This window comes from Sorangium sp. So ce302, assembly GCF_051530145.1.
Classification (GTDB): domain Bacteria; phylum Myxococcota_A; class Polyangia; order Polyangiales; family Polyangiaceae; genus Sorangium; species Sorangium cellulosum_B.
Map to the genome: position 1 here is coordinate 1,680,304 of NZ_CP150326.1, position 20,617 is coordinate 1,700,920.

The following is a 20,617-nucleotide window of genomic DNA, read 5'->3' on the forward strand; positions in this document are numbered from 1 at the left end:
CGATGGCGGCCAAGTTCATCCAGATCGGCGAGCCCGCCCACGACGCAGAGCGACAGGCGCTCCGGTTCCTCGTCGAGGGGCTGCCGGAGGACTTCACTGTCTACGCCAACGCCTGGCTCGTGGAGCGCAGCGGCGTCGTCTACGAGCTCGATGCCGTCGTCGTCGCCCCGCACGCGATCTTCGTCGTCGAGATCAAGTCGTATCGGGGGCGCATCGAGGGTACTGACAACGATTGGTGGCTGCCCGAGAAGATCCGCAGCCCTCTGAAGCTCAATCGCATCACCTCGCAGGTGCTCAAGTCGCATCTGAAGAACGTGAGCTATCAGGCGGGACAGGTCTGGACAGAAGGCCTGGTCTTTCTCTCGGCGACGACGGACGTGGGCGTGCGCGGCCCCGCGAGCAACGACCGTGTCCACACGCGAAAGACGATCCTGGCCGCGTTGCAGGACCAGGTCCTGATCGATCGCTTGAGCCAGGGGCGCGCGCGGACGCCGGCATCGCTCGCCGAGCGCGAGCTCCTGGAGCTCTTCACGGGGGCGCAGTCCGGACCTCGGCCGGTCCGCCGCGTTCGCGAGTACGAGGTCGTCGAGACGCTCGACCACCACGACACGTTCACCGAGCTGCTCGGGCGGAACTCGCTCTCGGGCACCGAGCGCGTGCTCCGCATCTACAGCACCCCGCCGCTCGCGACGCAGGAGCAGCGTGACCGGATCGCCGAGCGCGCCCGCTGGGAAGCGCAGGTGCTCGGCCGGCTCGGGCGCAGCGAGGGCGTCCTCTCCGCCGATCCGCCCTTCTCCGACGAGGCGGGCATCGTGCTTCCGCTCGAGCACTTCAAGGGCATCACGCTCACCACCTGGGTCGAGCGGTACGGCCCCGACGCGCGCGGCAAGGAGAGGGCCGACCTGCGCGTGCGCACCGACCTCTGGATGCGCATCGCGCAGACCCTCGACGAGGTGCATCGCCAGGGCGTCGTCCATCGCCTGCTGCGCCCCGACGTCATCCTCGTCGAGGACAAGCAGGAGCCGACCGAGGTCCGCGTGACGGGGTTCGACCTCGCCAAGCAGATGACGAGTGACGCGACCATCTCGCTCACCACCGTCCACGACGACCGTCTCGTGAACGCGGCGCCCGAGGTCGTGACGGCGTTCTCGAGCGCCGAGCCCGCGTCCGACCAGTTCAGCCTCGGCGCGATCCTCGCGCTCATGCTCACGGGCAAGCCGCTCTTCGAGAACACGCGCCAGCTCATGGCCGCGCGCCGGCTCATGCGCCGCGTCCGCGACATCTCGCAGCGCATCCCGCTCAGCCTCGACGAGGCGGTCACGAGGATGGTCGAGCTGCGCGCGACCGACCGTTACCCGTCGCTCGCCGAGGCCATCCAGGCGGTGCGCGTCGGCCGCGATACCTCTCCCCGCGTTCAGGCGGCGCTGCCGAACGTCGGGCGCGCTCCGCTCGACGCCGACAACCTGCAGCCGGGCACGCGCATCGGCGCCGACTACGAGGTCATCACGCGCCTCGGCCAGGGCGGCATGGCCGTCGTCTACGCGGCGCGTCACCTCGTCAGCGGGCGCACGCGCGCGCTGAAGATCGCCCGCACCGAGGACGCCGCCGAGGAGGCGCTGCGCGGCGAGTACGACGTCCTCACCAGGCTCGATCACCCGAACATCGTCCGCGTCATCGACCTGACCAAGATGGTTGAAGGGCGCCTCACGCTCGTGATGGAGCGCGTCAGCGGCGTGACCCTGCGCCAGTGGCTCGCGCAGCACCCCGCGCCCGAGCCGACGGCGCAGCGCCGCCTCGCCGAGGACCTCATCGCGGGCCTCGACTACCTCGAGCAGAAGTCGGTCACGCACAAGGACCTCAAGCCCGACAACCTGCTCGTCTCGGACGGGCGGCTCACCCTTATCGACTTCAGCCTGGCGGCCGTGCCGGAGGACGCGCCCTACGGCGGCACGGCCCTCTACCGCGATCCGGCGAGCGCGCGCTGGACGCACGCCACCGACCGCTTCGCCGCCGCGCTCTGCCTCTTCGAGCTCTACGCCGGCCGCCACGCCTTCGAGGGCCGCGTGCCCGAGCCGGGCGATGGACCGAGCATCGAAGGCGACGACATCCAGCCCACGGGCCTCGTCGAGTTCTTCCGCAAGGCGCTCGACCCGGTGCCGGAGAAGCGCTTTCCGTCGGCGCGCGCCATGCGGGAGGCGCTGCTCGTCGCGCTCGGCGAGGACGTCACCACGTCGTCGTCGGTGCCGCCGCCGAAGCAACTCGACGCGACAACGCCGCTTCGCATCACCGGCCTCTCGCGCCGCGCCATCAACGCGCTCGCCCGCAGCCAGATTCACACCGTCGGCGAGCTGCTCGCGTTGCCCGCCGCGCAGGTGCGCGCCATTCACGCCATCGGCACCAAGACCGCGAACGACATCATCGCGTTCCAGGAGACGCTGATCGAGCGCGGGCTGTCGGCGTCGCCGGCGTCGACGGCGGCCATCGAGCCGCCGCTCGTGCCCGACCTCTGGGACTCGCCCGAGCCTGTGCAGAAGCTGCCGCTGACCGACGCGCTCCGCTCGGCGCTCGCGCAGGCCGACCTGCCCACCGTGGGCGCTGTCGCCTCGCTCACGCGCTCCGAGCTGCTCGGGCTCCCCGGCATCGGGCGGAAGAAGCTCGCCGACGTCGTCGAGGCGCTGCACCGGTTCCGCGCGCGCACCCTCGACAAGGGCGGCAGCCAGGGCGACGGCGCGCACACGCTCGACCGCATCTGGGACCTCGCGGCGCGGCCTCTGAGCGGTGGCCAGCGCATCGCCGTCGAGCGCTCCATTGGCATTACCGGAGCGCCGGAGACGCAGGAGCAAATCGCGGACGACCTCCGCAAGACCCAGTCGCAGATCAGCCATGACCTGTCGAAGGGCATCGAGCGCCTCGACCTGAGCGCGCTCGCCGACCTCACGGGCTCGTTCGACGCGGTGGTCGACGGCTTCGGCGGCATCGTGCGCCTCGACGAGATCGGCCGGCGCTTCGAGAGCGAGTGGCCCGCCGGTATCGTCACGGGCGAAGGCATCGTGCGCCTGCTCGTTCGCGTCTCGTCGGGACGCGCGCACATCGTCGAGGTCGACGGCGCAGCCCAGCCGCTTGTCGCGCGGCCGATCTTCGACCGCGAGACACTCAAGGCCTTTGCCGCCGAGGCAGTGCGCCTCGCCGGCCAGTGGCCGCCCGTCGAGCCCGACACGGCGAGGCGCACGCTCGCGGGGCTCCTCCCGCATTTCGATGGCGATCCGCTCGCGCTCGGCGTGCGCATCTGCGAGGACGTCAGGGTCGCGGAGACCGGCCACCTGTACATCGGTCCGCTGGACGCCAGGCACAGCATCGGCTTCGTCATCGACCAGACCCGCGATCCCATCGCGCTCGACGAGCTCGCCGCGCGTGTGCGGCGCATCTTCGGTCCGGAGACCCCATATCCCGATTCCGATCATCTCCTCGCGATCCTGCGCGACCTCGATTGTCGCGTGCAGGGGCAGCGGGTCCTGCCCGGTCGCGCGGGATCCATCGTCGCCGCGCCGGCCCTCGCGGGCGACGATTTGCCGAGCTCGTTCGGCGCCGAGCGCAGCCCTGAGCTGGTCGTGCGCGACATGCTCAAGGAGGCAGCCGGTTCGCGCGGCTTCCGCATGCTGGTGACGCCGCCCGAGCGCCACGCCGAGATCGGGCGTTCCGTGGCCGCCGCGCTCTCGGGCAAGTGGGTGTCGTTCGACGACGCCTTCTTCTCGGAGCACTCGGCCGACATCCAGGCGCTCGAGCGCGCCGAGCGCTTCGTCGCCCAGCGCGAGGCGCTGACCGAGGCCGCCGAGCAGACGCTGTGGAGCCTCCTCGAGGAGCACGGCAGGCCCGGCAACGTCATCGTCCTGGGCGACACCGCGCTGCTCGGCCTGTGCGAGTCGCTCGATCTTCCGCGTCGCCTCTACGACGAGACACTCTCCGGAAGCAGGGGATTCTGGGTCCTCGTCGTGCCCGGCGTCATCCACAACCGCCAGCCGCGCTTCAACGAGGGGCCCGCGATGTGGCACCTCGAAGGCGCGACGCTTCCTCTTCTGAACCCTCTTCCCACCGCTGGGGGTTCGGGCTCCGCAGGCGGACCCTCCACCCCAGGCCCCACGGGCTGAGCCACCATCGATGAAAGCCAACGACCGAGCCCTTCTCTCCGCTGCCCTCCGCGACCATGTCGCGAAGATCGCCGCCGACCTGCGCGCCAAGATGCGCGCGCCCGGGGCTGCGCGCGCGGCCGCAGAACAGCTCCACAAGGACGAGCGCGTCGCCGAGGACTTCGAGGTCTGGACGGACCTGCTCTCACGCCGCGCGGCGGTGCTCTGGGTGCTGAAGTCCGTCTACATGCGCGTGCTGGAAGATCGGGGGCTGCTCGCGCCCGGGCGCCTGCTCGATCCCGAGGCGCAGCAGCTCTTCGAGAAGCTCGCGCCGAACCTCGGCGAGACGGCGTTCCTGCGCTGGATCTACAAGGACCTCGCCAGCACAAAGGGCGGCCTGCCCGAGCTGTTCAGCCCGCAGCCCGCCGAGGTGGCGCTGCCCTCGGACGACCTCTCTCGCGCGCTCATCGCCTTCTGGCGCCACCGCGACGCCGACACGGGCGCGGTGTGGAGCTTCGCCGAGGAGCGCTTCGAGGGCGAGCTGATGGGTGACCTGTACCAGGAGCTCGATCCGGTCGTGAAGGACCGCTTCGCGCTCTGCCAGACGCCCGACTTCGTACGTGCGTTCATCCTCGACCGCACGCTGACGCCGGCCATCGAGACCTTCGGCGCCGACAACGTGCGGCTGCTCGATCCGGCGTGCGGCTCGGGCCACTTCCTCATCGACGGGCTCAAGAGGCTGGTCGCTGCGACGGCCGAGAAGCACTCCAATTGGGAGCGCGAGAAGGTCGTTACGCACGTCCTCGATCGCGTCGTCGGCATCGACCTGAACGACTACGCCTGCGCGCTCGCCCGCACGCGTCTCATCATGACTGCCGCCGAGCTCGCGGGCGTGACCAGGCTCGCCGACGCGGCGCGCTTCCACCCGCACGTGTACTGGGCCGACGGCCTCGAGCAGGTCGAGCGCGAGGAGGAGAAGTCCTCGGTACAGTTCGACCTGTTCACGAAGACCGAGGAGAGGCCGCGCGCGACGCTGACGCGCTCGGATGTTCGTGCGGCGCTCAAGAAGGTGTTTGCGACGAAATTCCACGCGGTCGTCGCGAACCCGCCGTACATCACCGAGAAGGACGCTGCGCGGAAGCAGTACCACCGCGAGAAGCAGGGCAAGCAGCAGCGGTACGTGTCGGCCTACCGCGAGTATTCGCTCGGCTCGCCGTTCACCGAGCGCTGCTTCCAACTTGCAAATACCGGCGGCTACGTCGGCCTCATCACGAGCAACAACTTCATGAAGCGCGAGTTCGGCAAGCCGCTTATCGAGAAGGTGCTGGCCGGGCTCGACCTCACGCTCGTTGTCGACACGTCGCAAGCGTACATACCCTTCCACGGCACGCCGACGGTGCTGCTATTCGGCCGCAATCAGCGCCCCGAGAGCGGCACCGTGCTCGCCGTTATGGGAAAGCGCGGTGAGAGTGGCACACCCGACGACCCTGCGAAGGGCAAGGTGTGGACGAGCATCGCAGAGGGCTGGAATCAAGTCGGCTTCCCGGACGAGTACGTCAGCGTTGCAGCGCTGCCACGTGACACGCTCACGAAGCACCCCTGGAGTCTCGGTGGCGGTGGTGCCGCCGAACTGAAGACCCAGTTCGAAGAGGCCTCGACGCAGCGGCTCGGCGATTTTGTTTCGGCCGTCGGTGCCGTGTCGGTGATCCGAGCGGATGAAGCGTACGAGCTACCAGAAGGCACGCTGCAAGGGGGCCTGCCCTCCGACGTCACTCTCGGGCACGTCGTCGGACAGGACGTGCGCGACTGGCATGCCAAGCCTTCGTCTCGAGTCCTCTTTCCCTACGACGTTCGCGAAGCGACGGTGAAGGAACACCCGTCAGTTCTTCATCGCCTCTGGCCGTTTCGCACGTTGCTGAGCAGGCGCGTTGCCTTTGGCAAGACCCAGACCGAGCACGGCTTGCGCTGGTTCGAGTACTCGATGCTCTTTGCGGACCGCTTTCGTGGGCCGCTCCTGATCGTCTTCGCGAACGTCGCCACGCACGGCCAATTCGCGCTTCTTCGCGAGCGCGTTGTCGTGAACAGCAAGGCTCCGGTCATCAAGCTCCCGGCGGGCGCCACCGAGGACGACCACCTCGCGCTGCTCGGCCTCTTGAACTCGTCCACCGCCTGCTTCTGGATGAAGCAGGTGTTCCAGCCCAAAGCGGGTAGTGGAATAGGGCGAGGGATCCAGCCCGAGGCGTGGATGGAGCGCTACGAGCACGACGCGACGAAGATGCAGCTCTTCCCGGTCGTGGCGACCAACGCTAACACGATTCCCTATGCCTCCAAGCTCGACGCGCTCGCGAACACTCGTGCGACTACCTCCGTTCGCAGCATCGTTGATGCAGGCAAGTGGGGCGATGGCAGCGCCCTTCGTTGTGCCCTTGACGATCGCCACGCCTCAGATTTTCGCAACCTCACGAAGATGATCGCGCTTCAAGAGGAACTCGACTGGCTCTGCTACGCGCTCTACGGCCTCGATACGGGAGACGATGTCATAGCGCCCGACAAGGTCGAGCCGTGCTTGCCGACGCATCTCCCGTGGAACCTCGCCTTCGCTGAAAGGGACGCTGCCAACCGCGCCGCTCTCGCCCGTGGTGAAGAGCCGGACGAGCAACCGTCGGACTGGTGGAACCGTCACGGGTGGGAGCCCCTCCCCGCGCTCCCGAGCGAGGCGTCGCCAGCGCTGAAGAAGCGCGTCGCTGCCCGCTGCGCACGCACCGCCGCCACACCCGCGCTCGCCCTCATCGAGACGGCCACTTTTAAGCGCCGCTGGTACAAGCCCGACTACGTCGAAGAGGAGCGGCTCGCACTCTCGGAGTGGCTCGCCGATCGCGTCGAAGAGTCGGCCAAGTCGCGCACCACGGCATTCGCCCTCGAGCAGCTCGTCGCCAGCCTCCAGGACAACTCGCGCGTGCTCGCCGTGTGCGAGGTACTGACGGGCCGCAAGGACTTCAGCCTCTCGCAGATCGTCGCCATCGCCCTCCAGGGTGAAGCCGTCCCGAGCCACCGCTTCCACCTCTACAAGCCCTCGGGCCTCGTGAAGCGCGACGTCTGGGAGCGCACCTGGATCGACCAGCGGCGCGAGGACGCAGGCGAGAAGGTGACCCCCGAGGTGCCGCCCCCCTACGGCTCCGGCGACTTCCTCAAGCCGGACTACTGGCGTCTGCGCGGCAAGCTCGACGTCCCGAAGGAGCGCTTCATCGCCTTCACCGAGGTCCCCGGTCGCTCCGGCGTCGAGACGCTCCACAGCTGGGCGGGCTGGACCGCGCAGCCGCGCGTGAAGGCCATCCTCGCCATCGACGAGGAGCTCGAGGACGCCTCCGTGCCCCTCGCCGACCGCATCGGCCTGCTCGACAGCGCATGGCGCCTTCTGCCCGACGTCGCCCGCGAAGACGCGGCTGCCGCCACACGGCTGAAGGCCGAGCTGCAAGCGCTCGTCGGCCCCGAGGGCCCGAGCCGCGAGCTCGTCGAGGACTGGAAGAAGCGTTTCCCGCCGCCGAAGGGAGGGAAGCGCGAAGGAGCCAAGAGGCCTGCTCCGGAGAGCGAAGAGGACGAGGGCTAATGGCAGGGAGGCCGAAAAGGAAGCCATCGCAGCCCCTCGCGACCACGGCAGACCGAGGCCACGAGGCGCAGCTCTACGAACGCATCGCGGGGATCCTCGACGCGGCGCGCTCGCGCGTCGCGCGCACCATCAACTCCGCGATGGTGCACGCGTACTGGCTCATCGGTCGTGAGATCGTCGAGGTCGAGCAGCAAGGCGCGGTGCGCGCGGACTACGGGAAGCGGCTGCTGGAGACGGTCGCCCGGAAGCTCACCACGCGCTTCGGGCGAGGCATGGGCGTGGCGACGCTGCGCCGGGCACGCTCGTTCTACCTGGCGTTTCCTGCCGGGTCCGCGCTCCCCGGGCTCGGGGATCAGATTCGATCAACAGCGTTGATCGAATCCGGGAGCGATGCGAAAGGCTCGCCGGAGCTGTTCCCGTCCAGCCTGAGCTGGTCGCACTACCTCGTGCTCCTGCGAGTGACCAGGCCCGAGGCGCGGTCCTTCTACGAGATCGAAGCCGCGCGGGAGAGCTGGTCGGTGCGCGAGCTGGAGCGCCAGATCGCAGCGCTTGTCTTCGAGCGCCTCACCAGGAACAAGCGGCCCGAGCAGGTGCGCGAGCTGTCGCGCGCGGGGCAACAGGTCTCGGTGCCGGGTGACGTCCTGAAGGACCCCTTCGTGCTGGAGTTCGTCGACCTCCGTGAGAGCCCGAGCGCGCAGGAGCGCGATCTCGAGCAGGCGATCATCGATCGGCTCGAGGACTTCCTCCTCGAGCTGGGCAAGGGCTTCTGCTTCGTCGCGCGGCAGAAGCGCGTGACGCTGGACGGCGATCACTTCTACGTCGACCTGGTCTTTTACAACCGCTTGCTGCGGTGCTTCGTGCTCGTCGATCTCAAGCTCGGCAAGCTCACGCACCAGGATCTCGGCCAGATGCAGATGTACGTCCACTATTTCGATCGCTTCCAGCGCGTCGAGCACGAGGCCAAGACCATCGGGATCGTGCTGTGCTCCGACAAGAACGACGCGATGGTGCGCATCACGCTGCCCGAGGACGAGCACATCGTCGCGGCGCGCTATCAGCTGTACCTCCCGACGGAGGAGGAGCTCCGCGCCGAGCTCGAACGCGAGCGCGAGGAGGCCGAACGCGTGCTGCGCCTCACGGCCGACGACGAGGACAGCGAGCCCGAGGAGAGCGACGCGTCATGACCTCCCCGAACCCGCAGGGCCGGCCCCAGAACCTCATCACCCCCGTTCGCTCGATCCGCATCGAGAACTTTCGAGGCGTTCGAGATCTGACCATCGACCTCGACACCGACGTGACGGTCTTCTTCGGGGTGAACGCAGCGGGCAAGACCACGCTGCTCGATGCGCTCGCGATCGGACTGGGCGCCATCGTGGCGAGAGTTCCGAGGGTGAAGGGCCTCTCCTTCACGAAGCACGGCGACATTCGCGTCCCGTGGAAAGACAGGCCCGACGTGACCGAAAAGCGGGGCGCCGAACGGCCCTTTGCGCGCGTCACGCTCACAGGGGCGAACGAGCTCATATGGGACGTCCACACGCTCAGGTGGGCTGGCGACCGACCGCCGGAGCATTCCGTCGGGGTGAAGCGACTGCACGAAGCGCTCGACCCTCTCGTGAAGGAAGCGCTCGACGGCGGGGAGGAGACAGCAAGAGCACAGCGAGCACTCCCGCTTGTCGCAGCGTACGGCACGGAGCGCTCTGTCGTGGCGGTTCCGCTTCGCAAGCGCGACTTCAAGGAGGAGTTTCATCGCCTCGGCGCGCTCGATGAATCGCTGCGCACCAGCACTCGGTTCAAGACGGTCTTCGAGTGGTTCGTCGTCGCCGAGGACGAGGAGCGTCGCGAGCGCGAGCGCCGCAAGGATTTCGATTACCGACACCCCACGCTCGAGTGGGTCCGCGGCGCTGTCGAGCGAGCGGGGCTGCGTTGCAAGAACCCGCGCATCGAGACCAAGCCGAGCCTTCGTATGCTCGTCGACTTCGAGCACGCCGACGGGTCGCTCGAAGCGCTCGATATCGCGTCTCTCTCCGACGGCTATCGCACGCACTTCTCGCTCGTCGTCGACATCGCGCGGCGGATGGTGCAGCTCAACCCCAGTGACGACCTGAACGCCTCCGACCGAGGGACGAACAGCGAGGCGGTCATCCTGATCGACGAGATCGATCTGCACCTCGACCCGACCTGGCAGGCGCGCGTGGTTCAAGGGCTCCGTGACGCGTTCCCTCGTGCGCAGTTCGTGCTGACCACGCACTCGGAGCAGGTCATCGGCTCGGTGCCCGCGCGCTCGGTGCGAAAGCTCGTGGCCGGAGACGGAGAGGTGCTCGTGGAGAACGTGCCGTTCGCCGAGGGGGCGACCAGCGAGCGAATCCTCATCGATCTCATGGGCGCGAAGGAACGCGCCGGCCAGGTCGCCGGGGGCCACAACACCAAGCGGCTCGCAGAGTACGTGGCGATGGTGAGCCGCGGCGAGGGCGAGAGCGACGCCGCGAAGAAGCTGCGTGCGGAGCTCGACACCGCGCTGCCGGGCGACGAGCGCCTCCATCAGGCCGATCTGGAGATGCAGAAACGTGCGCTCCTCCGGCAGATCAAGGGGGAAGCTCGATGAAACACGTTCGAGCGCTCGCCGCCGAGCCACCGCTTCTCGCGAAGTACCGGAGCGACTACCCGGATGAGGCCCAACGGCCCAATAGCGAGGCCACGGACACCTGGGAGGGCTTCAAGACCGATCGGGCAGCCTACGCCGAGCTCCTCACCAAGCTCGCCGAGGCGCAGCAGGGGCTCTGCATCTACTGCGAGCAGCGCCTGGTCGACGCGGACGGGAAGCTCGTCCCCAACGACTACCAGGTCGAGCACGTCCTGCCGAAGTCGGGCGCGGTGGGACGCGCCCTCGACTGGACGAACCTCGCCCTGGGGTGCGCGGGCGGTACATACAAGCATCACAAGGATTCATCGCGGCAGTACACCTCGGCGGCCAACACGTCGTGTGGGCAGACCAAGGGGGATGCCGACCTGCCGCCTGGGTGTGACCCGCGCCGCGTCCCGTTGCTCGATCCGCTCGTCGAGGTCGGAATGGACGGGAAGCTCTCGGTCAACACGACGAACTGCGCGACGGCTGGCGTGTCGCCCAACGACGTCGCGGATGCGATCACGCTCCTGAACCTCGACTGCGAGCGACTCCGCAAGGCCAGACAAGACATCGGCGACCAGGTGAGGAGCTGGTTCGTGTTCATGCTGGAGGAGCTCCTGTCGTCTCAGCTCACGCCCGCTCAACAGCAGCAGCAGGTTGACCTTCTCATCGCACGTCGCCTTCAGCCGAACGGGGCTGGCTCCTTGCCTCGGTTCTGGAGCGCTGAGCGCCACGCGCTCGGGGCGCCTGCAGAAACGTGGCTCACGACGAATCAGGGACAATTCGCATGACCGCTACGACCATCACCGAGGCCTTCGAGCTCCCGCGCCCCGAGGACATCCGGGCGATGGGGTTCGTCGTCAAGCTGCGCGAGCTCGACCCGAGCTCCGAGGAGGACGCCGAGCCATGACCCGACCCCACACGCTGCTCACCAATGTTCGCGTCGAGGGCTTCCGGTCGCTCAAGAAGGTGGACCTCGACTTTCAGCCCATCAACGTGCTCATCGGACCCAACGGCGCGGGCAAGTCGAACCTGCTCTCGGTGCTTCGCCTCGTGCCGCTCATGCGCACGCAGAACCTCCGCTACTTCGTCGGCCAGGAGGGCGGCGCGTCCAGGCTGCTCCACTACGGCCCGCAGAAGACACGCGAGCTCGCGATCGCTCTCCGGTTCACGGAAGCCTCGGAGCAATGGGGCTACACCGCGCGGCTCGGCTACGCTGCAGGCGACTCGCTCGTGTTCGCCCAGGAGCAGCTCTCCCTCGAGTCCGACATCCGGCAAGGAGCGTGGCTCGACATCGGCGCAGGGCATGTCGAGTCGCAGATGTCCTCGGCGCAGCGCCGGCCGCACACGCTCTCCAAGGTGGAGCAGCTCGTCGCGCGCATGGGCTTCTTCCACTTCCACGACACGTCGTTCCAGTCGCCGCTTCGCCAGAACGCGCGCCAGGCCGACAGCAAGTACGTGCGCTCCGACGGCTCCAACCTCGCGGCGTACCTCTACCGCTTGAAGCACAGCGAGAGCGAGGACGCACGTGCGGCGTGGACGCTGCTCGAGGGGCTCGTGCGTCGGGTCGCCCCGTTCGTCAAGACGCTCGAACCGGACCTCGTCGAGCCTGCCCAAGGCGACGCGTCGGCGGTGCGCCTCTACTGGCACGACGAGCGGGAGTACCGGTTCGATGTTCACGATCTCTCGGACGGAACGCTTCGCGCGATTGCGCTGTTCGCGGCGCTCACCCAGCCGCCGGGCACGCGACCGAAGTTCATCACCATCGACGAGCCCGAGCTCGGGCTGCACCCCGCCGCCATCTCGATGTTCGCGGGTCTCGTGCGGTCGGCATCGGCGCACTCGCAGATCCTCGTCGCGACGCAGTCGCCCGCGCTCCTCGACGAGTTCGCGCCCGACGAGGTCGTCGTCGCGGAGCGCCGAGGAGGCGAGACCACGTTCACGCGCCTTGATCCGAAAGAGCTGGAGGCGTGGCTCGAGGACTACAGCCTCTCGCAGCTCTACGACAAGAACGTGCTCGGAGGCCGGCCGTGATTCGCCTCTACGTCATCGTCGAAGGCGACACCGAGCAGGAGTTCGTCAAGCGCTGCTTGGCGCCGCATCTCAATGGGCGGCAGGTGTGGACCACGCCCATCGAGGTCACCACCAAGCGCGATCGCAAGACGGGACAGAAGCTCGGGCGAGGTGGTGGGCACTGGAAGCACTGGCAGAAGGACATCCGCAAGGTGCTGCGCTCGAACGCCACGGACCTCCGAGTGACGTCGCTGTTCGACCTCTACGGTCTGCCCGAGGACTTCCCGAAGCTCGATGACTGCACGGCCGAGCGCGACACGGTCGTCCGCGCGGGGCTGCTCGAGACGGCGATGCGTGACGACATCGAGGATCACCGCTTCATCCCCTACGTGCAGCGCCACGAGTTCGAGGCGCTCGTGCTGTCGGGGCTGGAGCACCTCGGTGAACAGCTCATCGACGCGGATGCGCGCGCGGGGCTCGAAGCACTCCGCACCGAGCTGGGCGACACGCCGCCGGAAGACGTGAACGACGGGCCCGAGACCGCGCCATCCAAGCGCCTGCTCGCGCGCGTCCCCGGGTACAACAAGAAGGCCCACGGCCCACAGATCACCGAGAAGGTGGGCATCGAGGGGCTCAAGCAGCGGTGCCCGCGCTTCGGTGCGTGGGTCGCGTCGCTCGAGGCATTGGGAGAACAGCAATCATGACCAGCATCACCGAGGCCTTCGAGCTCCCGCGCCCCGAGGACATCCGGGCGATGGGGTTCGTCGTCAAGCTGCGCGAGCTCGACCCGAACTCCGACGAGGTGGCGCAGCTCGCGCGCGATTACGTCATCACGCCCGCCGTCGAGAAGGAGCTGCCCCGCATCCTCGACGACATGAAGCAGGTCTTCGATCGCGGCGAGGAGTACGGCCGCTTCATCCACGGCAGCTTCGGCAGCGGCAAGTCGCACTTCATGACCATGCTCTCGCTGCTCGTCGAGGGCGCGGCGCCGGCGTGGAAGAAATTCCGCCCGCTGCTGAACGCGCACCGCGACGCGAAGCTGAGCAAGGGCGGCGAGGCCGCCGACCACGAAGCGTGGTTGACGAAGGCCGGGCTCCTCGTCGTGCGCATCCACATGCTCTCGGTGCGCGGCCGCAGCACCAGCTTCGACCGCGCCGTTTACGAGGGCTTCAACGCCGCGCTCAAGCGGCGCGGCAAGGCACCCTTCGAGTTCCTCAACGTCGACTCCATCTTCGAGGAGGTCCGCCGCGAGGCCTCGGTCTACGGCGACGTCGTGTGGAAGCGCCTCGAGACCGACGGCATCGTCGGCGGGCGCGAAGACTTCGAGTCTCTCGCCGCGGGCTCGATCCAGGCCAGGGAGCGCTTCGCGCGCGCCTGGCTCAAGTACAAGGGGCGCGACGCCTCGGACGCCGGCATCGACCCGCGCTGGAGCGAAGGGCTCAAGCGTATGGCCGAGCACGCAAAGGCCCAGGGCTTCGGCGGCATCGTGCTGATGATCGACGAGTTCCTCCTCTGGCTCGCCGAGAAGAGCGGCCAGGAGTTCGTCGCCGAGATCAACAACCTCAACGTCATCGTCGACCACAACACCGGCCAGCGCCCCGCGCCGGTCTTCGTGTTCGTCGCGCGGCAGCGAAACCTCCAGGAGTTCTTCCCGGATCTAGTCGACGAGTCGAAGATCCACGAGCACCTCGACCACCACGCCAAGCGCTTCGAGATCACGAAGCTGCAGGACGTCGAGCTGCGCCACATCGTGCGCGGCCGTGTGCTCCGCCCGAAGGACGCGAAGGCGGTGCAGGCGGCCGTGGGCCAGCTGGCCGAGAAGCACAGCAAGGTGCTGCCCGCGCTGCTCGTCGGTGGCGACCTCGACTACCTGCGCGACGTCTACCCGTTCCACCCGGCGCTCATCGAGATGCTGGTCGACGTCACGTCGCTCATGCAGCGCGAGCGCTCGGCGCTGCGCCTGCTCTACGAGCTGCTCGTCGTCCACTACCCGAAGCTGCCGCTCGGCGAGTTCCTGCCGGTGGGCTCGGCCTTCTCCGCGATCTTCCCCGAGTCGGGCGTCGAGGCGAGCAAGAAAGTGGAGCTGATGCAGGACATCCACCACCAGTACTACGCGCGCCTCGCGCCAGCGATGGCGAAGATGGCCGAGGAAGGCGGCGCGGAGTTCAACGACGAGCGGCGCCGCGCGCTCGGCCAGCTCGTGAAGACGGTGCTGCTCGCGGAGGTGTCGCCGCGCCTGAAGCAAGGCGGCCTCACCATCGAGCGGCTCGTGCAGCTCAACGCCGTCGACGTCGAGGGCGAGACGTTCCGTGGTCAGGTGCGCGTCGCCGAGACGGACTTGCTGGCGCTCTCGCAGCGGGTGCCGGACCTCCAGGTGGCCGGCCAGGGCAAGACCGCGCTCGTCCGCTACGTGCTCGGACGCGTGAGCCTCGGCGAGATCCTCGCGCGCGCGCGCTCGAAGGTCGATAACCCGGCCCAGCGCTTCAAGGTGTTCTGGGGCGCGCTTCGCAGCGCGCTCGGCGTCGCGGACACCAAGGGTTTCGAGGACGGTGGTCCGAACGAAGGCGACGGGGATCTCTCCTGGCGGCGCACAAGGAGGCGCGGCCGCATCAAGCTCGGGAACGTACGCGAGATGTCCTACGACGACTTCGCGCCGCCGGACGGGGCGTTCAAGATCCTCGTCGACTATCCGTGGGACGAGCCCGGGCACACGGTCGATGAAGACCGCCTGCGCGCGACCAACGTGCGCAAGAAGCAGGGGCAGGTGTACTCCGTGTGTTGGCTGCCGCGCCACATGGGCCCTACCGAGCTCGGCGTGCTGACCGAGCTCGCGGCGGTGCGCTACCTGCTCTCCGACGCCGGGCAGGAAGATCTGCTCGAGACGCTCGGTCCGCAGGACAAGAGCAAGGTCCTCGACCAGGCCGGCATCCGACAGAAGACGCTCGAAGGGCAGCTCGAAGACCTGCTGAACGAGGTCTACGTCCGCCACGGCGAGTTCTTCGCGCTCATCTCCGACGTCGACTCGAGCCGCCCGCGCGAGACGCTCGCCGAGAACCTCGAGCACATCGCGACGCTGCTGATGGACCGTCGCTACCCGCAGCACCCGACGTTCCTCGCCGAGCCGAAGAAGCAGGACCTCGAAACGCTGCTCGGCTGGATGGTCGACGCCAGCGAAGGCAGCGTGTCGGTCGCCTACGACGAGAAGGTCGGCAAGGTGCTGAAGACCCTGGGCCAGCCGCTCGAGCTGGTGAACCTCGGGCAGACCAAGGCCTCGCTGCGCCTCGACTCCCGGTACATCAAGGACGTCCTCCAGCGCGCCGACCAGGACTCGGTCGCATGGACGCCCATCGCCGATCACCTGCGCGAGACCTACGGGTTCCAGCCGCTGCTGGTCGATCTCTTCCTCTGCTTCCTCTGCCAGCGCGATCACCGCGCCTTGCAGGACGTCGATGGCGAGCCCGTGGACGTGCGCATCGGCATGTCGCAGACGACGCGCATCCGGCTCCAGCGCGGCAAGCTGGTGAGCGCCGCTGACTGGCACCGCCTGCGCGACCTCGGCAACCAGCTCTTCGAGGAGCCGCGTCCCGCCGCGCATCGCTCCCTCCAGGGTCAGGACCGCTTCACGACGGCGCTGCGCGCCAAGGGTACCGCCAAGCGCACAGTGCTCCAGGGACTGCACTCGAGCCTCGTGCGCCTCGGTGTCGAGCAGGGCGAGCGGCTCGCGGAGCTGTCGACAGCGAACGCGCGCCTCGCGCCGCTCGCGCAGAACACCACCGATACCCACAAGGTCCTGACCGAGCTGCTCGCCGCGTGGCCCGACGACGCCTCCGACGCGCTGCGCACCATCGTGCAGCAGGCCGAGGGCCTGCGCGACGCGCTCGCGGAGCTCAACGAGCACGCGCGCACGAACCTCAAGGCGGGCGCGAGCCACCCCGCCGTCGGCACCGAGGTGAGCGGGCACCTGAGCGCGCTCGACGGTCGCCTCGTAGCGGCACAGGCCGAGAAGCCACTGACGAAGGACTGGATTTCGACCTGGAACAAGAAGGCGCAGGCTTTGGTCACGCGGCTCATCGAGCATCAGCCGGCCCCGCCCCCTCCGCCCCCGCCCCCGCCCCCGCCGCCTCCGCCCCCGCCGCCTCCGTCGGTCTCAGTGCTCGTGAGGGAGCGCGTCAACCCGACCGACGCCGACGCCATCTCGTCGTTCCTCGCCAAGGTTCGCAAGGCGCTGGCGGAGCAGGGGACGAAGCCGATCAGCATCGCGCTCGTGAGGACGAAGGAGGACGAGTGAGCGCGGCCCAGCTCCTCCTTCGTCGTCTGCTCGATCAAGCTGGCGGCGCCAGCGAGACGGGCTATGTGCTCGTGATCGACGGCGAGGGGCTCGAGAACCTGCCGGCGCAGATGCCGACGCCGAAGGGCGTTTGCGGCGTGCATCGTGTCGCGTCCGAGCTCGGCCTTCGACACTTGCTCTGGAAGGCGAAGGGAGCGCCGCTGATCGCCGTGATGCCCGAGGACGTGGCGCGGCGAATTCAGAGCGCACCGGACCTCCTCCGGCGCGCGCGCAACCAGCGCGTCCACGCGCTCTCGGTCAACGACGTCCTCGAGGTGGTGCTCGGCGTGCGCGTGGTCGGTGCCGACGCCCCGCACATGCAGCAGCTCGCGCTCGAGAACGTCGAACGCCTCGGCTTGGCGATGAGCCACCGCACGCTGCCCACGGTCGTCGACCGGCGGCTGCTCACGGAGCTGCTCGTCGACGTGAGCGTGGGCGAGCAGGTGCGCACGCGCAGCGCCGCGCAGCTCCTCGCCGCGTGGGTGCAGGAGCCTCCGCGCTGGTCAGCGAACATCAGTCAGCTCGTGCGCGACGCGATGCCGTCGCTTCACGGCGACGAAGGGCGGCTGCTCGCGTGGGCGCTCGCCGAACCCGACACGCGCCTGCGCGACCTGGTCATGTATGGAGCGGTGCTCACGGTCGAAGCCGCCGAGCTGCCGAAGCCCGCCTGGGGCCCCCTGTGGAAGGCCGCCACCGAGCCGCCGATCGAGATGGACCGGCGCATCCTCCGGCGTACCGTCGCGCGGCTCGCGGAGGAGACGCTCTCGCTGCTGGGCGACGGCGGTGCCGAGCTCCTCGCGGGAGCCGATCGCGTCGGGCGCGGTAGCCTGACGCAGACGCAGCATCAGACGAGCCGCGTCCTGCCGCTCGCGTTCTCCGGCCGCTGCCACGCGCTCGCGCAGCAGGCCGCCTCCGGCAAGGCCATCAGCGCCGCCGACATCAGCTGGCTCTCCAGTCACCGGGCCGCTCGGATCAACCGCGCCGACCTCGCGGTGCTGGAGTCGATGGCGCGCATCTCGCGCTATCTCGACCAACCCTTCAGCCCCAAGGCCGACCTGCTGGAACAGGTGCGCGAGTACCAGCGGGGCGGCGCCTTCGTGGACCTCGCCATGCTGCAGCTCCGTCGCGCGCTCGCGAGCAGCGTTCACTACCACGCTGAGGCGAACAAGCTGCTCGTGGCGTGCCGCGAGCGCCGCGACCGCGAAAACCGGCATTTCGCCGAGACGTTGGCCCGCGGCTACGAAGCCGCGCTGCACCGCGATGGGCTGACGCCGCTGCATCGCATCTGGAAGCGCACCGTCGCGCCGCTCTGGCAGAGCGAGCCCGATGCGCGCTTGTTCCTCGTCGTGCTCGATGGCTGCAGCTATCCGGTGTTCCTCGAGCTGCTCTATTCGCTTGCGCAGGACAGCGCGTTCCCGATCGGCATCAAGCCCGACGCGACCGGCCGCGTGCACGGGCTCCCGGCGCTCTCGCCGCTGCCGACCATCACGAGCCACGCGCGCGGCGCCATCTTTCTCGGCGAGCTGCCGAACGATCCGCTCGTCGCCGAGACAGTGTTCCGCGACCAGGACGAAGCGAAGACCGACAAGGCGCGCTTCAACCAGAACGCCGCGCTCGGCAGCAAGTCGCGAAAGCTCTTCCTGAAAGGCGACCTCGCCGACGGCGGGCAGGGCCTGCTCTCCGCGCTGGAGGACGAGAGTTACTCGGTCGTGGGCGTCGTCTTCAACGCGGTAGACGACCAGATCGGCTCGTCGAACACGGGCGCGACGGTGAAGATCTCCCCCGAGGACATCACCGCGTTCAAGCCCGCGTTGCGCGTTGCCCTCAAGTCCCGGCGCCGCGTGCTCATCACGGCGGATCACGGCCACAGCCCGTACATCGACAAGTCGCTTCGCTCGGGCAACGGCAAGACGCCGAGGTACACAGCGCTAGGCAAGCACGACGCCGTGCCCGAAGGCTTCATCGAGATCGACGTCGCCGGGCTCGGTGGTCCGCCCGAGCGGCGCGCGTTCGCGTGGCGCTCCGGCGCGTACCTCGGCGGCCCTCAAGTGGGCTTCCATGGTGGCTGCGGGCTCGAAGAGGTCGTTGTCCCGCTCGCGTGGATCGAACGCGATGGGCTGTACGCCGACGAGCCCCCGTGGTGGTATGGACGCGGCACCCTCGCGGAGCTCAGCGTCCCGGCTGCGCCGGTGCAGCCACCCATCGTCACGCCTCTGCCTTCCGACGAGGTGCCGGCGAAGGCGAAGGTGCAGCTATCGCTGTTCAACCCGGCCGACAAGGCGGGCTCGCTTCCGCTTCCAGCGGCGCTGATCGAGAAGCTCAGCGTCGACGAGAAGTCGATCCTGGTGCTCCTGCGCGAGACCGGCTCCGCGCGCGCCAGCGAGCTCGCCGAGCGCTTGAAGAAGAACCCCGGCCGCTTGAACGGGCTCATGCGCGCGCTGCGCCGGACCCTTCACGCCGAGGGCCACGTCCTCTTCAGCGACGAAGTTCTGCCCAGTGGTGAGACCATGTATCGCTACCAATCGAAGCCCAAGAACCAGGGAGCGCGCTGATGGCTGTCGTCACGGAATCGCAGGCGATCGTGAACGCGCTCCGCAGCGGCCTCGTACCCAACGTCGGCCTCGACCACTTCGCGACCGGGCTCGACGCGCTCGTCAACGCGGTCAACGAAGACCTGGACTTCGTCGCGGGCGGCAAGGGCCTCTCGAAGTGGATTCGTGGCGAGTACGGCACCGGTAAGACCTTTGCGGCCCGGTACCTCTGCGCGAAGGCGCGCGAGCGGAAGTTCGCCAGCTCCGAGGTGCAGATCTCCATCAACGACACACCGCTCCATCACCTGGAGATGGTGTACCGCCGCCTCATCGAGAAGCTCGAGACCGCCGCCGACGGGCCCAACGCATTCCAGGCCATCATTGAGGGCTGGCTCTACCAGGTCGGCGATGAGGTCACGCGGCTGCGCGGCATCAACGAAGACGACCCTGGCTTTGCCGACGCGACGGAGCAGCGGCTCGAAGACAAGCTCGCCGATCTGTCGAAGCGCAACCCGGCCTTTGCGCAGGTGCTCCGAGCGTACCACCGCGCGACACACGAGGGCGACTTCGCTACCGCGCAGGGCCTCCTCGCGTGGATCGCGGGCCAGCCGCACACCGAGCGCTCCGTGCTCAAGGCGGCGGGTACCAAGGGCAAGGTCGACGGCCAAGCGTCGCTGACGTTCCTCGCTGGACTGCTCCAGCTGCTGCGGCAGTCGGGCTATGCCGGGCTCGTCGTCGTCCTCGACGAGGTCGAGACGGTGCAGCGCATGAACGCGCAGACGCGCGAGAAGTCCCTCAACGCGCTTCGGCAGTTGATGGACATGCTCGCGAAGGAGGAGCTACCCGGGCTCTACCTGGTCATCACCGGCACGCGCGACTTCTTCGAGGGCTACAAGGGGCTGAAGGCGCTCGCGCCGCTGTACCAGCGCGTGCAGGTGAGCTTCAGCGACGACGCGCGCTTCGACAACCTCAGGGCGCCGCAAGTGCGGCTAATGCCGTTCACCGACGAGCGGCTGTCGACCGTCGGTATACGCATCCGCGACCTCTATCCCGCGAAGAACCCGGCACGCATCGCTGAGCGCGTGAGCGACGCGTTCCTCCGTGGACTCGTCGCGCAGGTCACGGCGGGCTTCGGCGGCAAGGTGGCCCTCGCGCCGCGGATGTTTCTCCGTGAGCTGATCGACGTGATGGACCGCGTGGACATCCACGAGGCCTACGACCCCAAGGACCACTACAAGCTCGAGCTCGACGACGCGAAGCTCACGGCCGAGGAGCTGGCGGCGAAGCACGGGCGCCCCGTCGCGGAGGCAGCGGAGGACCGTGCCGAAGCGCATGAACCCTCTGAAGGTGCGGAGCCGGCGGCTCCGAAGAGGAAACGGCTGGACGGATAGC

General features: G+C 68.5%; 11 protein-coding genes. All 11 read left to right on the plus strand.

Going from position 1 to position 20,617, the window contains the following annotated elements; all coding sequences use genetic code 11:
• Positions 1-2: 2 nt before the first annotated feature.
• From WME73_RS06420 to brxD, 11 genes are read left to right on the plus strand one after another with little or no spacing between them, the layout of a single operon-like run.
• Positions 3-4,145: a protein kinase domain-containing protein gene (locus WME73_RS06420; RefSeq protein ID WP_437915099.1), complete on the plus strand. Its 4,143-nt coding sequence runs from the start codon at positions 3-5 to the stop codon at positions 4,143-4,145.
• 10 nt (positions 4,146-4,155) lie between these two features.
• A complete protein-coding gene (gene pglX, locus WME73_RS06425; protein WP_437915100.1) occupies positions 4,156-7,731 on the plus strand; it encodes a BREX-2 system adenine-specific DNA-methyltransferase PglX in 3,576 nt (1,191 codons plus the stop codon).
• Entirely contained in the window at positions 7,731-8,915 is a 1,185-nt protein-coding gene (locus WME73_RS06430; protein ID WP_437915101.1) for a PDDEXK nuclease domain-containing protein, read from the plus strand. The genes pglX and WME73_RS06430 overlap by 1 nt, the downstream gene beginning before the upstream one ends.
• Positions 8,912-10,333, plus strand: a complete 1,422-nt coding sequence (locus WME73_RS06435; RefSeq protein ID WP_437915102.1) for an AAA family ATPase — start codon at positions 8,912-8,914, stop codon at positions 10,331-10,333. The genes WME73_RS06430 and WME73_RS06435 overlap by 4 nt, the downstream gene beginning before the upstream one ends.
• Positions 10,330-11,145 carry a retron system putative HNH endonuclease gene (locus WME73_RS06440; RefSeq protein ID WP_437915103.1) on the plus strand — a complete coding sequence of 272 codons (816 nt, stop codon included), beginning with the start codon at positions 10,330-10,332 and terminating at the stop codon, positions 11,143-11,145. The genes WME73_RS06435 and WME73_RS06440 overlap by 4 nt, the downstream gene beginning before the upstream one ends.
• Positions 11,142-11,264 (plus strand): hypothetical protein, encoded by a 123-nt coding sequence (locus tag WME73_RS06445; protein ID WP_437915104.1) that lies wholly within the window; start codon positions 11,142-11,144, stop codon positions 11,262-11,264. Before WME73_RS06440 ends, WME73_RS06445 begins: the two co-directional genes overlap by 4 nt.
• Complete coding sequence (locus WME73_RS06450) at positions 11,261-12,388, plus strand: AAA family ATPase (RefSeq protein WP_437915105.1); 1,128 nt, start codon at positions 11,261-11,263, stop codon at positions 12,386-12,388. Before WME73_RS06445 ends, WME73_RS06450 begins: the two co-directional genes overlap by 4 nt.
• On the plus strand, positions 12,385-13,071 hold the full coding sequence (locus WME73_RS06455; protein WP_437915106.1) for a DUF4276 family protein: 687 nt from the start codon (positions 12,385-12,387) through the stop codon (positions 13,069-13,071). Before WME73_RS06450 ends, WME73_RS06455 begins: the two co-directional genes overlap by 4 nt.
• Positions 13,068-16,655, plus strand: coding sequence for a DUF6079 family protein (locus WME73_RS06460; RefSeq protein ID WP_437915107.1), 3,588 nt, complete (start codon positions 13,068-13,070; stop codon positions 16,653-16,655). The genes WME73_RS06455 and WME73_RS06460 overlap by 4 nt, the downstream gene beginning before the upstream one ends.
• Positions 16,652-19,246: a BREX-2 system phosphatase PglZ gene (pglZ, locus tag WME73_RS06465; protein WP_437915108.1), complete on the plus strand. Its 2,595-nt coding sequence runs from the start codon at positions 16,652-16,654 to the stop codon at positions 19,244-19,246. Before WME73_RS06460 ends, pglZ begins: the two co-directional genes overlap by 4 nt.
• Positions 19,246-20,616, plus strand: coding sequence for a BREX system ATP-binding protein BrxD (gene brxD, locus WME73_RS06470; protein WP_437915109.1), 1,371 nt, complete (start codon positions 19,246-19,248; stop codon positions 20,614-20,616). The genes pglZ and brxD overlap by 1 nt, the downstream gene beginning before the upstream one ends.
• The last annotated feature ends 1 nt before the right edge of the window (position 20,617 follow it).